The 15,208-nt window shown below is 69.9% G+C and carries 16 protein-coding genes; 15 read left to right on the forward strand and 1 reads right to left on the reverse strand.

The window, feature by feature from the left end; translation table 11 throughout:
• Window positions 1–270 precede the first annotated feature (270 nt).
• From arc to prcA, 6 genes are all read left to right on the forward strand, one after another.
• Window positions 271–2,037, forward strand: a complete 1,767-nt coding sequence (gene arc / locus AB0L21_RS20255) for a proteasome ATPase (RefSeq protein WP_365703877.1) — start codon at window positions 271–273, stop codon at window positions 2,035–2,037.
• A 232-nt stretch (window positions 2,038–2,269) separates the two neighbouring features.
• Entirely contained in the window at window positions 2,270–3,781 is a 1,512-nt protein-coding gene (dop, locus tag AB0L21_RS20260) for a depupylase/deamidase Dop (protein WP_365703879.1), read from the forward strand.
• A 172-nt stretch (window positions 3,782–3,953) separates the two neighbouring features.
• Window positions 3,954–4,172, forward strand: a complete 219-nt coding sequence (locus AB0L21_RS20265) for a ubiquitin-like protein Pup (protein WP_020939002.1) — start codon at window positions 3,954–3,956, stop codon at window positions 4,170–4,172.
• A 49-nt stretch (window positions 4,173–4,221) separates the two neighbouring features.
• Window positions 4,222–4,827 carry an endonuclease VII domain-containing protein gene (locus AB0L21_RS20270; protein ID WP_365703881.1) on the forward strand — a complete coding sequence of 202 codons (606 nt, stop codon included), beginning with the start codon at window positions 4,222–4,224 and terminating at the stop codon, window positions 4,825–4,827.
• Window positions 4,779–5,624, forward strand: coding sequence for a proteasome subunit beta (gene prcB / locus AB0L21_RS20275; protein ID WP_365703883.1), 846 nt, complete (start codon window positions 4,779–4,781; stop codon window positions 5,622–5,624). The genes AB0L21_RS20270 and prcB overlap by 49 nt, the downstream gene beginning before the upstream one ends.
• Before the next feature lie 61 nt (window positions 5,625–5,685).
• Window positions 5,686–6,441 carry a proteasome subunit alpha gene (gene prcA / locus AB0L21_RS20280; protein WP_365703885.1) on the forward strand — a complete coding sequence of 252 codons (756 nt, stop codon included), beginning with the start codon at window positions 5,686–5,688 and terminating at the stop codon, window positions 6,439–6,441.
• 61 nt (window positions 6,442–6,502) lie between these two features.
• On the opposite strand, the gene AB0L21_RS20285 is transcribed toward prcA, so the two are convergent.
• Window positions 6,503–7,522: a LacI family DNA-binding transcriptional regulator gene (locus AB0L21_RS20285; protein WP_365703887.1), complete on the reverse strand. Its 1,020-nt coding sequence runs from the start codon at window positions 7,520–7,522 to the stop codon at window positions 6,503–6,505.
• A 116-nt stretch (window positions 7,523–7,638) separates the two neighbouring features.
• Here AB0L21_RS20285 and AB0L21_RS20290 point away from each other — a divergent pair, with 116 nt between their 5' ends.
• From AB0L21_RS20290 to tatA, 9 genes are all read left to right on the forward strand, one after another.
• On the forward strand, window positions 7,639–8,898 hold the full coding sequence (locus AB0L21_RS20290) for an MFS transporter (protein ID WP_365785454.1): 1,260 nt from the start codon (window positions 7,639–7,641) through the stop codon (window positions 8,896–8,898).
• 9 nt (window positions 8,899–8,907) lie between these two features.
• Window positions 8,908–10,269 carry a Pup--protein ligase gene (gene pafA / locus AB0L21_RS20295; RefSeq protein ID WP_365703891.1) on the forward strand — a complete coding sequence of 454 codons (1,362 nt, stop codon included), beginning with the start codon at window positions 8,908–8,910 and terminating at the stop codon, window positions 10,267–10,269.
• 143 nt (window positions 10,270–10,412) lie between these two features.
• Window positions 10,413–11,417 carry an FKBP-type peptidyl-prolyl cis-trans isomerase gene (locus AB0L21_RS20300; protein WP_365703893.1) on the forward strand — a complete coding sequence of 335 codons (1,005 nt, stop codon included), beginning with the start codon at window positions 10,413–10,415 and terminating at the stop codon, window positions 11,415–11,417.
• An 87-nt stretch (window positions 11,418–11,504) separates the two neighbouring features.
• Complete coding sequence (locus AB0L21_RS20305; protein ID WP_030654003.1) at window positions 11,505–11,876, forward strand: FKBP-type peptidyl-prolyl cis-trans isomerase; 372 nt, start codon at window positions 11,505–11,507, stop codon at window positions 11,874–11,876.
• Between the two features lie 148 nt (window positions 11,877–12,024).
• Window positions 12,025–12,978, forward strand: coding sequence for a WYL domain-containing protein (locus tag AB0L21_RS20310; RefSeq protein ID WP_365703895.1), 954 nt, complete (start codon window positions 12,025–12,027; stop codon window positions 12,976–12,978).
• 15 nt (window positions 12,979–12,993) lie between these two features.
• Entirely contained in the window at window positions 12,994–13,998 is a 1,005-nt protein-coding gene (locus AB0L21_RS20315; protein ID WP_365785455.1) for a WYL domain-containing protein, read from the forward strand.
• Between the two features lie 145 nt (window positions 13,999–14,143).
• On the forward strand, window positions 14,144–14,404 hold the full coding sequence (locus tag AB0L21_RS20320) for a hypothetical protein (RefSeq protein WP_171160135.1): 261 nt from the start codon (window positions 14,144–14,146) through the stop codon (window positions 14,402–14,404).
• A gap of 42 nt (window positions 14,405–14,446) precedes the next feature.
• Window positions 14,447–14,641 (forward strand): hypothetical protein, encoded by a 195-nt coding sequence (locus tag AB0L21_RS20325; RefSeq protein ID WP_356342149.1) that lies wholly within the window; start codon window positions 14,447–14,449, stop codon window positions 14,639–14,641.
• 259 nt (window positions 14,642–14,900) lie between these two features.
• Entirely contained in the window at window positions 14,901–15,182 is a 282-nt protein-coding gene (gene tatA / locus AB0L21_RS20330) for a Sec-independent protein translocase subunit TatA (protein ID WP_103812401.1), read from the forward strand.
• Window positions 15,183–15,208: the final 26 nt, after the last annotated feature.

Consider the following 15,208-nt stretch of genomic DNA (forward strand, 5'->3'; position numbering starts at 1 on the left):
TGACCGTACGAGCGCTCTGTGTGCTGCCCGTATACGGGCCCATCGGTCGGGCGTGGACAACTCCGGTCAGTAATGAAGGGATTCGACCGCGCCATGCATGGAACAAGCTGCTTTCCCTTCACGTTGAGTGGGTATCCCCTCCGTGCGAGGAAGTGTGCACCGGGTGACCGACGACACACCTTGACAGTCTTTGTGATCTAGGGGTTTCAATCGACACCAGCCCAGGTAGGGTCTGGAAGCGTCCAGCTCCCCTTGGAGGAGGTGAGGACCGTGGCAGCCCACGACGACGACATGAACCGCGGCATCCGCCCGGGACGCGGGTCCGACGACCCGGCCGGGCAGATCGCCTACCTTGAGCAGGAGATCGCCGTCCTGCGCCGCAAGCTCGCCGACTCTCCGCGCCACACGAGGATTCTCGAAGAGCGGATCGTCGAGCTGCAGACCAACCTGGCCGGCGTGTCCGCCCAGAACGAACGACTGGCCAACACCCTCCGTGAGGCCCGCGACCAGATCGTGGCCCTCAAGGAGGAGGTCGACCGGCTCGCCCAGCCGCCGGCCGGCTTCGGTGTCTTCCTGCAGGCCAACGAGGACGGCACCGCCGACATCTTCACCGGCGGCCGCAAGCTCCGGGTGAACGTCAGCCCCAGCGTCGAGCTCGACGAGCTGCGGCGCGGCCAGGAGGTCATGCTCAACGAGGCGCTCAACGTGGTCGAGGCCATGGAGTTCGAGCGCGTCGGCGACATCGTCACCCTCAAGGAGATCCTTGAGGACGGCGAGCGCGCCCTGGTTCTCGGGCACACCGACGAGGAGCGGGTGGTACGGCTCGCCGAGCCGCTGCTGGACGTCACCATCCGCGCCGGCGACGCGCTCCTGCTCGAACCCCGCTCCGGCTACGTCTACGAGGTCGTGCCCAAGAGCGAGGTCGAGGAACTGGTCCTCGAAGAGGTCCCCGACATCGGCTACGAGCAGATCGGCGGCCTCGGCAACCAGATCGAGGCCATCCGCGACGCGGTCGAGCTGCCGTACCTCTACCCGGACCTGTTCAAGGAGCACGAGCTGCGCCCGCCCAAGGGCGTCCTGCTCTACGGCCCGCCCGGCTGCGGCAAGACGCTGATCGCCAAGGCCGTGGCGAACTCGCTGGCCAAGAAGGTCGCCGAGGTCACCGGCCAGGCCGCGGGCAAGAGCTTCTTCCTGAACATCAAGGGCCCCGAGCTGCTCAACAAGTACGTCGGCGAGACCGAGCGGCAGATCCGCCTCGTCTTCCAGCGTGCGCGTGAGAAGGCCAGCGAGGGCACCCCCGTGATCGTCTTCTTCGACGAGATGGAGTCCCTCTTCCGCACCCGCGGCTCCGGCGTCAGCTCGGACGTGGAGAACACCATCGTCCCGCAGCTGCTCGCCGAGATCGACGGCGTGGAGGGCCTGCAGAACGTGGTCGTGATCGGCGCCTCCAACCGCGAGGACATGATCGACCCCGCCATCCTGCGCCCCGGCCGGCTCGACGTGAAGATCAAGATCGAGCGTCCGGACGCGGAAGCGGCGAAGGACATCTTCGGCAAGTACCTCACCGAGCGTCTGCCGCTGCACGCGGACGACCTCGCGGAACACGGCGGCGACAAGGGCGCCACGGTCCAGGGCATGATCCAGACCGCGGTCGAGCACATGTACGCCGAATCCGAGGAGAACCGCTTCCTGGAGGTCACGTACGCCAACGGCGACAAGGAAGTCCTCTACTTCAAGGACTTCAACTCCGGCGCCATGATCGAGAACATCGTGGGCCGTGCCAAGAAGATGGCGATCAAGGACTTCCTGGAGAAGAACCAGAAGGGCCTCCGCGTCTCCCACCTGCTCCAGGCCTGCGTCGACGAGTTCAAGGAGAACGAGGACCTGCCCAACACCACGAACCCGGACGACTGGGCCCGGATCTCCGGAAAGAAGGGCGAGCGGATCGTCTACATCCGTACCCTCATCACCGGAAAGCAGGGCGCGGACACCGGACGCTCCATCGACACGGTGGCGAACACCGGTCAGTACCTGTAACGGCAGGGCGGCTGCGGGTGCCCTCGGCGGGTACCCGCAGCCGACTGTTTTCCGGGCCACGACCGGAGCAGCCAATGACGCAAATGATCTCCCCACCAGCGCAAAGGCGTTCTAGGCTCGTTCCTGCCGCCGAGTCGCGCCGTGCGGGGACGGGCACCGCACACGCACCGGAGCGCCAGCGGTATGTGAGCGGCGCCCACGACCGAGGGTGCCGCCGGGCAAGGAGGGCCGCATGACCGTACGGCGAGTAATGGGCATCGAGACGGAGTACGGGATCTCCGTCCCCGGCCACCCGAACGCCAATGCCATGCTCACCTCGTCCCAGATCGTCAACGCCTACGCGGCGGCGATGCACCGGGCCCGCCGGGCCCGCTGGGACTTCGAGGAGGAGAACCCGCTGCGCGACGCGCGAGGCTTCGACCTCGCCCGGGAGGCCGCCGACGCCAGCCAGCTCACCGACGAGGACATCGGCCTGGCCAATGTGATCCTCACCAACGGTGCGCGCCTCTACGTCGACCACGCCCACCCCGAGTACAGCGCGCCCGAGGTCACCAACCCCCGCGACGCCGTCCTCTGGGACAAGGCCGGCGAGCGGATCATGGCCGAGGCCGCCGAGCGGGCCGCGCAGCTGCCCGGCGCCCAGCCGATCCACCTCTACAAGAACAACACCGACAACAAGGGCGCCTCCTACGGCACGCACGAGAACTACCTGATGAAGCGGGAGACCCCCTTCTCGGACATCGTGCGCCACCTCACGCCCTTCTTCGTCTCCCGCCAGGTCTTCGCCGGAGCCGGCCGCGTCGGCATCGGCCAGGACGGGCACGAGCACGGCTTCCAGATCAGCCAGCGCGCGGACTACTTCGAGGTCGAGGTCGGCCTGGAGACCACGCTCAAGCGGCCGATCATCAACACCCGCGACGAGCCGCACGCGGACGCCGAGAAGTACCGCCGGCTGCACGTGATCATCGGCGACGCGAATCTCTCCGAGATCTCGACGTACCTCAAGCTGGGCACGACCGCCCTGGTCCTGTCCATGATCGAGGACGGCTTCATCGCCGTGGACCTCGCCGTCGACCAGCCCGTGCGCACCCTCCACCAGGTCTCGCACGACCCGTCGCTCAAGCGCCTGGTCACCCTGCGCAGCGGGCGCACCCTCACCGCGGTCCAGCTGCAGATGGAGTACTTCGAGCTGGCCCGCAAGTACGTCGAGGAGCGTTTCGGCGCCGACGCCGACGCCCAGACCAAGGACGTCCTCAGCCGCTGGGAGGACACCCTCACCCGGCTGGAGAACGACCCGATGAGCCTGGCCGGCGAGCTGGACTGGGTCGCCAAGCGGGAGCTGATGGAGGGCTACCGCCGCCGCGACGACCTGGACTGGGACGCGGCCCGGCTGCACCTGGTCGACCTCCAGTACGCCGACGTACGCGCCGAGAAGGGCCTGTACAACCGCCTGGTGGCCCGCGGGCGCATCAAGCGGCTCCTGGACGAGTCCGAGGTCGACAGGGCCCGTACGAAGCCGCCGGAGGACACGCGCGCGTACTTCCGCGGACGCTGCCTGGAGCAGTACGCGGACGACGTCGCGGCCGCCTCCTGGGACTCGGTCATCTTCGACCTCCCCGGCCGCGACTCGCTCCAGCGCGTTCCAACCCTGGAACCGCTACGCGGAACGCGAAATCACGTCAAGGAGCTCCTGGACCGCTGCCGTACCGCGGAAGACCTGGTCAGGGTCCTGTCCGGCGGGTGAGCGGAGCCAGGGGGGTACTCGGTGCGCCCGGGCGGCCGGGGTGGAAACCCCACCGCCCGGGAATCATCCGGGTGGCCCCCGTACGTTGGAGAAACTGCGGGGCCGATGTCGGACCCGGCTTGTAGGGTCTGATCATCACCGATCGGCAGGCGAACTGAGCGGGGTGAGGGTTATGGCAACCAAGGACACGGGCGGCGGCCAGCAGAAGGCCACACGTTCCACCGAGGAGGTCGAGGAGCAGGCGCAGGACGCGCAGGCCTCTGAGGACCTCAAGGAGCGGCACGAGAAGCTGAGCGACGACGTGGACTCGGTCCTGGACGAGATCGACGACGTACTCGAGGAAAATGCCGAGGATTTCGTGCGGAGCTTCGTGCAAAAAGGTGGGGAATAAAGGGTACTAGCGCCTTAGACCTTCGAATTGAAGGTGGCGGGGGGTAAGGGTGGCTGGCGAAGCGGACGCGAAGCGGTGCAGGAAGTGCAAGCGAAGCCTGCCTCTGGTCGCATTCGCGCGGGACAGGAACCGGCGTGACGGCCTCCAGGTGGACTGCCGGGAGTGCGTGGCGGAATACGGCGCCGCGCACTACCGGCGGCGCCGGGAGGCTTTGGGGAAGCCGGTTCGGGAGAAGGTGGACGTTCCAGCGGGACACAAGCTCTGCCGGACGTGCGGGGAGATCAAGCCGCACAGCGAGTGGCACCGTAACGCCACCGCGTCCGACGGGTTGTCCACGCGCTGCAAGGCGTGTCGGGCGGCGCAAGGGCGGGAGCTGCATCTCAAGCGCCAGTACGGCCTCACCGAAGCCGAGCGGGACGAGTTGGTCACGGCTCAGGGCGGAGTCTGCTGCATATGTCTTTCGGCTCCGCCCGCTCATGTGGATCACTGTCACGAGACGGGTAGGGTCCGTGGCGTACTGTGCTTCAGCTGCAACGCAGCGCTGGGGCAGTTCAAGGATCGGCCCGACGTCATACGGCGGGCTGCTGTATACGTGGAAGGAAACTCGTGGAAGCCAACTCTCGTGGCACCGGGCGTCTACCAGCTGCCTTCCTGACGCCAGGATCCTCTTCGTTCATGGACTTCCTCGCCGAGCACCAGCCCGAGCTGCTGCCCGGCAACCGGCAGCTGCCGCCCACCAAGGGCGTGATCGAGGCGCCGCACGGCACGACCATCGTGGCCGTGACGTTCCCCGGCGGCGTGGTGCTCGCCGGTGACCGCCGGGCCACGATGGGCAACGTGATCGCGCAGCGGGACATCGAGAAGGTGTTCCCGGCCGACGAGTACTCGGCCGTCGGTATCGCCGGCACCGCTGGCCTGGCCGTCGAGATGGTCAAGCTCTTCCAGCTGGAGCTGGAGCACTTCGAGAAGGTCGAGGGTGCCCAGCTGTCCTTGGAGGGCAAGGCGAACCGGCTGTCGACCATGATCCGATCCAACCTCGGCATGGCCATGCAGGGCCTGGCCGTGGTGCCCCTCTTCGCTGGGTACGACCTGGACCGCGAGAAGGGGCGCATCTTCTCCTACGACGTCACGGGCGGCCGTTCCGAGGAGCACAACTTCGCGGCGACGGGCTCCGGCTCGATCTTCGCGCGCGGTGCGATGAAGAAGCTGTTCCGTGACGACCTGACCGAGGAGCAGGCCACCACCCTCGTGGTGCAGGCCCTCTATGACGCGGCTGACGACGACTCGGCGACCGGCGGTCCCGATGTCGCCCGCCGGATCTACCCGATCATCACCGTGATCACCGAGGACGGCTTCCGCCGGCTCACCGAGGACGAGGCCTCCGAGATCGCCCGCGCGGTGCTCCAGAGGCGCCTGGAGGAGCCCGACGGCCCCAAGGCCGCCCTGCTCTGAGCGCGGGCCCGGTTCTTATCAAGGTGATCCAGTGACCATGACAGAAAGGGACGGATAACCGGTGTCGACGCCGTTCTATGTCTCACCCCAGCAGGCCATGGCCGACCGGGCGGAGTACGCCCGCAAGGGCATCGCCCGTGGCCGCAGCCTGGTCGTGCTGCAGTACGCCGACGGCATCGTCTTCGTTGGCGAGAACCCGTCCCGCGCGCTGCACAAGTTCAGCGAGATCTACGACCGGATCGGCTTCGCGGCGGCCGGCAAGTACAACGAGTACGAGAACCTGCGCATCGGCGGTGTCCGCTACGCCGACCTGCGCGGCTACACGTACGACCGTGACGACGTCACCGCCCGCGGCCTGGCCAACGTCTACGCCCAGACGCTGGGCACGATCTTCTCCTCCGCGGCCGAGAAGCCGTACGAGGTGGAGCTGGTGGTGGCCGAGGTGGGGGAGACCCCCGAGGGCGACCAGATCTACCGGCTGCCGCACGACGGCTCCATCGTCGACGAGCACGGCTCGGTCGCGGTGGGCGGCAACGCCGAGCAGATCAGCAGCTTCCTGGACCAGCGCCACCGCGACGGCATGAGCCTCGCCGAGGCCCTCAAGCTGGCCGTGCAGGCCCTGTCCCGGGACACCAACGGCAGCGAGCGGGAGATCCCCGCCGAGCGCCTGGAGGTGGCCGTCCTGGACCGCACGCGCCCGCAGAAGCGTAAGTTCAAGCGCATCGTCGGCCGCCAGCTCGCCCGCCTGCTGGCGGCGGACGGAGCGAGCACGGAGGCGGAGAGCGCGGACGGCTCCGAGGACTCCGACGAGGAGTGAGCCGCCTCCCCCACGTATCGCCGGGTGCCCCGGCCGGACCTCCGGCCGGGGCACCCGGCTTTCACGTGGACGCGCGTGGCGGCGCCGTGGAGCCCCGGACGACCAGTTCCACGGGTATGTCCCCGCCCTCCGGTTCCCGGCCCTCCAGGACCGCCAGCAGGGCCCGCATGCCCCGTTCCCCGAACAGCTCGGCGTCCAGTCGTACCGTCGTCAGCTCGGGGTCGATCGCGGTGGCCAGGGCCAGGTCGTCCAGGCCGGTGACGGACATGTCGTCCGGGATCCGCAGGCCCAGGCGGCGCAGCGCCTTGTAGGCGCCGGCGGCGAGCTTGTCGTCGTCGCAGACCACCGCCGTCGGCCGGGGACCGGGCGCGGTGAGCGCGGCCTCGGTGGCGGCGAGCGCGCCCTCGATGGAGATCGGGGCCCGGGCCGTCCGGACCTCGGTGCCCGGTACGGCGGCCATGCGTGCGGCCAGTTCCTTCGCGCGGACCTCGAAGGTCCAGGAGGGCACGTCGGCGGCGAGGTGCAGCACCCGGCGGTGGCCGAGGGCCAGCAGGTGGGCGGCGACCTGCCGGACGCCGTCGGCGATGTCCAGGTTCACGGTCGCGGCGCCCAGGCTGCCCGCCGGGTCGCTGTCGAGCATGACCAGGGGCAACTGGTCGCCCCGGATCGCGGTGAGGGCGTCGGCGGCCATGGAGGAGCCGATGACGCCGTCCAGGGCTCCCTCGGCGGAGGCGAAGGGGTCGCGGGCCGGGCCGATGCCCTCGGGGGAGGGGTAGAGCACCACACCGAAGCCGTGTTCGGCCGCCACGCGCGCGGCGCCGGTGTAGACGCCGGCGAAGAACTCCGTCGTCAGGGCGGGCACCACGAGCAGGACGGTACGGGTGCGGCCCAGGCGGAGGTTGCGGGCGGCGAGGTTGGGGCGGTAGCCCAGCTCGCGCGCGGCCTCGCGGACGCGCTCGGCGGTGGTCTCGGACACCCGGCCGCGCCATTTGTCGCCCAGGACGAGGGAGACGGCCGCCTGGGAGACCCCGGCCGCCTGGGCGACGTCCCGGCTGGTCGGGCGCGTGCTGCTGCGGGCCACCACTGACTCCCCGTCGTCTGGACGTGCGAACAGCGCACATGGTACGTATGAAGAAGGACGTTATACGTAACACCTCGGGCCGTCACGGCGTCCCGGTGAGCCACGGAGGGCAGCACATGGCCACGGGATACCTGGACATCCTGAAGGCGAGGCACGCCCTGCGGCTGCTCACCGGCACCCTGGTGGGCCGGCTGCCCAACGCCACCGCCGCCATCGCCCTGGTGCTCTTCGTCCGCGCCGAGGGCGGCACCTACAGCCTCGCCGGCGCCCTGGCCGCCGTGTACGGCGTCGCCAACGCCATCGGCCAGCCCGTGCTGGGCCGCCTCGTGGACCTGTACGGCCAGCCGTGCGTGCAGCTGCCCGCGGCCGTCCTCGCCGCCCTCGCCATGGCCCTCTTCGCCTTCTCCGGCACCGCGCCGCTGGCGCTCGCCTACGCGGCCGTCGCGGCGGCCGGCCTGTTCACCCCGCCCCTGGAGGGCGGCCTGCGCGCCCTGTGGCCGTCTGTGCTGGGCCGTGAGGAACAGGTGCACACCGCGTACGCCATGGACGCCATCGCGCAGGAGGTCATGTTCACCGTCGGCCCGCTGCTGGTGACCGTGTGCGCGGCCCTGTGGGACGAGCGCGCCGCCCTGCTCGCGCTCAACCTGGTGGGCGTGCTCGGCGCGCTCTCCGTCGTCCTCTCCCCGCCCTCGCGCGCGTGGCGCTCGGCCCCGCGCGAGGCCCACTGGCTGGGCGCCCTGCGCTCGCCGGGCCTGCTCGCGCTGCTCGCCGCCCTCCTGTTCGTGGGCATCGCGATGGGCTCCATCACGGTCGCCTCGGTGTCGTACGCGGACGGTCACGGCGGCGACGCGGTGTACGGCTGGCTGATGGCCGGACTGGGCCTCGGGGCGCTGGCCGGCGGCACCGTCTACGGCGCCCGCGCGTGGGCCGGCGCACCCGAACGGCGACTCAGAGTGCTGGTGGCCCTTCTGGCGGTGTGTTACCTGCCGCTGATGCTGATGCCGGGCGCGGTGGCCATGGTGTTGCTCAGCGTGGTCGCCGGTGTGTTCCTGGCGCCCTGCATCGCCTGCGCGTTCATCATCGTCGACCGGCACGCGCCGAGGGGCACCGTCACCGAGGCGTTCTCCTGGCTGGTGACGACGTTCACCGTGGGCGCCTCGGCCGGAACGGGCCTGGCCGGGCCGGTGGTCCAGGCCGGTGGCACCCTGTGGGGGTTCACGCTGCCGGGTGCCGCCGGGGCCGTGTCGCTGCTGGTCCTGCTCGCCACCGGACGGGTCCTCGCAGCTCCCGCGCGGGGCGGGATCGTTGCGGCTTCATCGGAAAATGATCCAAATCGTGCTGCCGAACCCCGTTTCAGCTCGGGGGATCGGGCGTAATGTTCCCTCATGGACCGCCGCATTTTCGGGCTGGAGAACGAGTACGGCGTCACGTGCACGTTCAGGGGACAGCGCCGCCTGTCTCCTGACGAGGTGGCGCGGTACCTCTTCCGCCGTGTCGTGTCATGGGGCCGCAGCAGCAATGTCTTTCTGCGAAACGGCGCCCGGCTCTATCTCGACGTGGGCTCACATCCGGAATACGCGACCCCCGAATGTGACAACGTGATCGAACTGGTCACCCACGACAAGGCCGGCGAGCGCATTCTCGAAGGACTCCTGGTGGACGCGGAACGACGCCTGCACGAGGAGGGAATCGCAGGCGACGTCTACCTCTTCAAGAACAACACCGACTCGGCGGGCAACTCCTACGGCTGCCACGAGAACTACCTGGTGGCCCGGCACGGGGAGTTCTCCCGGCTCGCGGACATCCTCATCCCCTTCCTCGTCACCCGGCAGCTGCTGTGCGGCGCCGGCAAGGTGCTCCAGACCCCGCGCGGCGCCGTCTACTGCGTCAGCCAGCGCGCGGAGCACATCTGGGAGGGCGTCTCCTCGGCGACGACCCGCTCCCGGCCCATCATCAACACCCGCGACGAACCCCACGCGGACGCCGAGCGCTACCGCCGGCTGCACGTCATCGTCGGCGACTCGAACATGTCCGAGACGACGATGCTGCTCAAGGTCGGCGCCACCGACCTGGTGCTGCGCATGATCGAGGCCGGCACCGTGATGCGCGACCTCACCCTGGAGAACCCGATCCGGGCGATCCGCGAGGTCAGCCACGACATCACCGGCCGGCGCAAGGTGCGCCTGGCCAGTGGCCGGGAGGCCTCCGCGCTGGAGGTGCAGCGCGAGTACTTCGACAAGGCCGTGGACTTCTGCGACCGCCGGGGCATCCGCACCGGCACGGTCGCGCAGGTCCTGGACCTGTGGGGCCGCACCCTCGAAGCGATCGAGAACGAGGAACTCGACCGCATCGAGACCGAGATCGACTGGGTCATGAAGTACAAGCTCATCGAGCGGTACCGGGCCAAGCACAACATGACGATGTCGCACCCGCGGGTCGCCCAGATAGACCTCGCCTACCACGACATCCACCGCCGTCGTGGCCTGTACTACCTGCTGGAGAAGAAGGGCCAAGCCGCCCGGATCTGCAACGATTTGAAGATCTTCGAAGGCAAGTCGGTTCCCCCGCAGACCACTCGTGCCCGGCTGCGCGGCGACTTCATCCGGCGGGCACAGGAACAGCGCAGGGACTTCACGGTCGACTGGGTGCACCTCAAGCTCAACGACCAGGCGCAGCGGACCGTGTTGTGCAAGGACCCGTTCCGTTCGGTGGACGACCGGGTGGAGAAGCTCATCGCCGGAATGTAGTCACCGCAAGGTGGGTCAAGCGTTCCGGCACCGAAATGCCGGAACGCCACACGGGCGCCGTACGTTTCCCGTACGGCGCCCTTCTCAAGTCGTAGAGTTGCGCGCACGCCATCCGCAAGATCGACCGATTACGAGGCTCTTCCGTGCGCCGACGCTCACTCCTCCTCGCCGCCGTTCCCGCAGGACTGGTCACACTCGCCGGATGCGGTGACGACACGTCCGACTCCAGCAAGACCGGCGCCTCACCGTCGGCCTCGGCGTCGTCCGCGCCCCCGCCCAAGATCGTGGACGGGCCGCTGCCGGCGGTCACGGCGGGCGCGAAGTTCGGCGAGAAGCCGACCGTCGCCAAGGGGCCGGGCGACCCGTCGAAGAACCTCGCGGTGAAGACGCTGATCGCGGGCAGTGGCCGCACGATCGCGGAGAACGACTTCATCCAGGCGAACTATCTCGGCCAGATCTGGAGCACGGCCAAGGTCTTCGACAACTCCTACGACCGCAAGCGCCCCCTGGTCATGCAGCTCGCCCAGGGCAGCATCATCGACGGCTGGCGGTACGGCCTCGCGGGCAGGAAGACCGGCAGCCGCGTCCAGATCGCCGTCCCGCCCACCTGGGGCTACGGCAAGGAGGGCAACGCGCAGGCGGGCATCAAGGGCACCGACACCCTGGTCTTCGTCATCGACCTGATCGAGTCGTTCAACTCCAAGAGCTCCGCCAAGGGCACGCCCGTCCCGCAGAACGACGCCGCCCTGCCGAAGGTGGCCACCAACACCGACGGCCAGGTGCCCAAGGTCACCGTCCCCCGGACCGACCCGCCGAAGAAGCTCGTGTCGGAGTACGTCCTGGAGGGCGACGGTCCCGAGCTGAAGGCCGACCAGACGGTCCTGTGCCAGTTCCAGGGCCTGGTCTGGGACGGCGGCAAGACCTTCCAGCGGACGTACGGCTCCGGCCGGCTCAGCCAGTTCTCGCTGGAGCAGATGCAGCAGGCGGTCAAGGGCCTCGCCCAGGGCCTGACCGGCAAGAAGGTCGGCAGCCGGGTCCTGATCGTGATCCCGCCGGAGCTGGGCTACGGCGACAACCCGCCGAGCGGCGGAGTGATCAAGAAGGGTGCCACCCTCGTGTTCACCGTGGACATCCTCGCGGCGATGTAGCGCCCGGGACGCCCGGGGCGGGCGGGAGGCCCGCGATGATGAAAGACTGTCCACGTTTCGTGTCGTACACAAGCAGGAGCTTTTGACGTGAGCATCGAGAAGCCCGAGATCGACTTCCCGGGCGGCGAGCCCCCGGCGGACCTGGAGATCAAGGACATCTGGGAGGGCGACGGACCGGTCGCGCAGGCGGGCCAGAACGTCACCGTCCACTACGTGGGCGTCGCCTTCAGCACCGGCGAGGAGTTCGACGCCAGCTGGAACCGTGGCACCCCGTTCCGCTTCCCGCTGGGCGCCGGCCGGGTCATCAAGGGCTGGGACCAGGGCGTGCAGGGCATGAAGGTCGGTGGCCGCCGCCAGCTGACCATCCCCGCCCACCTCGCCTACGGCAACCAGAGCCCGACCCCGGCGATCAAGCCCGGCGAGACCCTCATCTTCGTGGTCGACCTGCTCGGCGTCTGATCCACGCCCGGTCGACCGGCCGGTTCCGACCGGAACCGATCACCTGGGGCCCATGCCTGCTCGGGCATGGGCCCTCGGCTTTTGTCACCGCCCCGCGGAGCGGTACGGTCATCGGTCAGAAGCACCATAGGGAAGGCGAAGGGCGTCGATGGCCATTGCCAAGGCCGAGCGGCTGATGAACCTCGCGCTGTGTCTGCTCGGGACGCGGCGGCCGCTCAGCAAGCGGGAGCTGCGCGAGTCCATCGAGGCCTACCTGGAAGCGGGCAGTGACGACTCCTTCAACCGCATGTTCGAGCGGGACAAGGACGACCTGCGGGAACTGGGCCTGGTCATCGAGACCGTCGAGAACCTCGACGGCGAGGTCGGCTACCTCGCCCGCCGCGACAGCAACCGCCTGCCCCCCATCACCCTGGACGCCGAGGAGGCCGCCGCCCTCGGCCTCGCCGCCAAGGTCTGGCAGCAGGCCCGGCTGGCCGGGGCCGCCAGCGGCGCCCTGCAGAAGCTGCGCGCCGCCGGGCTCCCCGAGGACGTCGACCCGTACGAGGCGCACGGCGCCCTGGAGCCGCGCATCCCGGTGCACGAGGCCGCCTTCGAGCCGCTGATGCTGGCCTGCCGCGACCGCCGCCCGGTGGTCTTCGAGTACCGCAAGGCCTCCGCCGCCCGCCCCGAGCCCCGGCACGTCGAGCCATGGGCGCTGGAGTGCTGGCGCGGCCACTGGTACCTGGCCGGCTTCGACCGCGACCGGGGCGCCGAGCGCGTCTTCCGGCTCTCCCGGATCACCGGCAAGGTCCGCTCCCGGGGTACGGGCTTCACCGCGCCCGTGCCGGACGTCGTCACCGTGCGCGAGACCGTCGCGGGCTGGGCCGGTGAGATCGCCGACCGCTCGGCGCTGATCCGGCTGCGCTCCGGCGCCGGTTACCCCCTTCGGGCGAAGGCCACCGAGGTCCGGGAACTCGGCGACGGCTGGGACGAGTTGGAGATTCCGTACGGGCACGGCCTGGACGCCTGGCTGGTGGAGTTCGGACCAGACGTGGTCGTCCTGGAGCCGGCCGAGCTGCGGGCCGACGTGGTCGACCGGCTGCGCGCCGTGGCCAAGGGCTGAGGGGGGAGCAGGACTGTGGCAGTCAAACCGGCCAGGACCGTCAACGCCATCGATCAGACGCGGCGGATGCTCTCCCTGGTGACGTATCTGAGAGAGCGCCCCGGCGCCCGGATCGCCGATGTCGCGCGCGCCTTCGGCATCACCGAGGACGAGCTGGTCGCCGACCTCGATCTGCTGCCCATGTGCGGCACGAGCTTCCGCGGCGGCGACCTGCTGGACATCGACACCGACGGCGAGCGCATCTGGTGGCACAACCCGGCCGCGCTCGGCGAGGAAGCGGCCGAACCGCTCCGGCTCGCCGCCGACGAGGCCACCGCGCTGCTGGTCGCCGCCCGAGCGGTGTCGACCCTGCCCGGTCTCAGGGAGAGCGACCGGCAGGCCCTGCTGCGGGCCACCGCCAAGGTGGAGACCGCGGCCGGCGAGGCCGCCGGTGCCAGCTCCCGGCTGTCGGTGACCTTCGAGTCCGAGGGCGGCGTCTTCGCCGACGTCGACCGGGCGATCTCCGAGCGCCGCCGGCTGTGGATCCGCTACTACTCCCCGGCCCGGGACGAGGTCACCGAGCGCGAGATCGACCCGATCCGCCTGGTCAGCGTCGGCCACACCTATGTGGAGGCCTGGTGCCGCCGCTCCGAGGCACGGCGCACCTTCCGCCTCGACCGGGTCGCCGAGATCAGGATCCTCGACGCGCCCTCGGCGCCGCCCGAGATAGAACTGCGCGACCTCTCCGAGGCGCTGGTGCAGCCGGCCGCCGAGGACCCCGAGGTCGTGGTCGAGGTCGGCCCCGGTGGCCGCTGGGTCGCCGAGTACTACCCGCACGACAGCGCCGATGAGCTTCCCGACGGCGGGCTGCGTATCACTCTGCGCACCCCCGACCCGGCCTCGCTGCGCCGGCTCGCCCTGCGCCTCGGCCGCGACGGCCGGATCGTCTCCCCGCCGGAGCTGGCCGAAAGCGCCCGGAGAGCGGCGACGGAGGCATTGGCGGCGTACGACACGGAGCGGCCGGCAGGCCGCGGGCAGTGAGACGCGCCCGTAGGGGCGCGGCGAACTGCGCGACCGGCCCCCATGGCGCCGCGGACGCGAAACGGCACAAAGCGGCACTCCCAGCGGCGCACCTGGCGAACGACCAGAAGAAGGAGCGAGGCCTGTGAGCGAGCGTGCGGGTGAGATGACGGCGGCGACCGCCTTCGCCGGCATGAGAAGAGCGGTCCCGGTGATGTTCAGGGCCGGCTGCCCGGACTGCCGCGGTCGCTTCGAACTCGCCGCCGGCGCGCTGCGCCTCGCCATCGGCGCCAGCAGCCGGACGACGTTCTACTCCTTCACCTGCCCCGACTGCGGCGCCGCCGTCCGCAAGCCCGCCGGGGAGCGGATCGTCGAGCTGCTCACCGGCGGCGGGGTCAGGACCCTGCGGCTGCACTCCACGGTGTAGCCCCCTGCGCTCCGCGTCGGCGGACGGTCTAGGCTCGGCGTCATGTTCTGGCCGATGTTCGCGGTAGCGATGGGTTTCCTGGGTATCGCCGTCCTGGGGGTGCTCGCCGTGCGGGTGTTCCTGGAGGCGCGGCGTCTCGGGGAGCAGGTCGCGGACTCCGCGCGCCGTATCAACAGGGCCGCCGAGGATCTGGAGCGGGCGACCGTGCGGGCGGCCCGCGCTGTGGACGCGCTGTGAGCGGCGCCGAGCGGTGCCTGTGAGACCGGCGCCGCAAGCGCTTTGCGTCACTTCGCCCTGTCATGCTGCCCTGTGGGACAGGTACGCTGCTGGTCGCGGTGTGGAGAACGAGGCCAGCACCGTGGACCGGGAGTACGCACGGGGATTGCCTCACGTTTACCCCTGAGCGTTACGATCGCTGCCAGCACGACCATCGGACACATGTCCGACTGGTCGGACAGCACCCCACCCAGCCGCCTCGGTGAGAAGGTAAAGACTTATGTTCGGAAGGCTCGGAGCTCCCGAGATCATTCTCATCCTCGTCGTCATCATCCTGCTGTTCGGCGCGAAGAAGCTTCCGGACATGGCCCGCTCGCTCGGCAAGTCCGCGCGCATCCTCAAGAGCGAGGCCAAGGCGATGAAGGAAGAGGGCGGCAACGCGTCCGCCCAGGCGCCCACCACGGGCGAGCAGCCTCCGGCGCAGCGCACCATCCAGGCGGCCCCCGGTGACGTGACCAGCTCGCGGCCGGTCAACGAGCCGACGGACACCACCCAGCGCTGACGCACGGCCGGAAAACCCCGGCCTGC

The sequence above is a fragment of the Streptomyces sp. NPDC052721 genome, from assembly GCF_040678315.1.
In the GTDB taxonomy this organism is placed as follows: domain Bacteria; phylum Actinomycetota; class Actinomycetes; order Streptomycetales; family Streptomycetaceae; genus Streptomyces.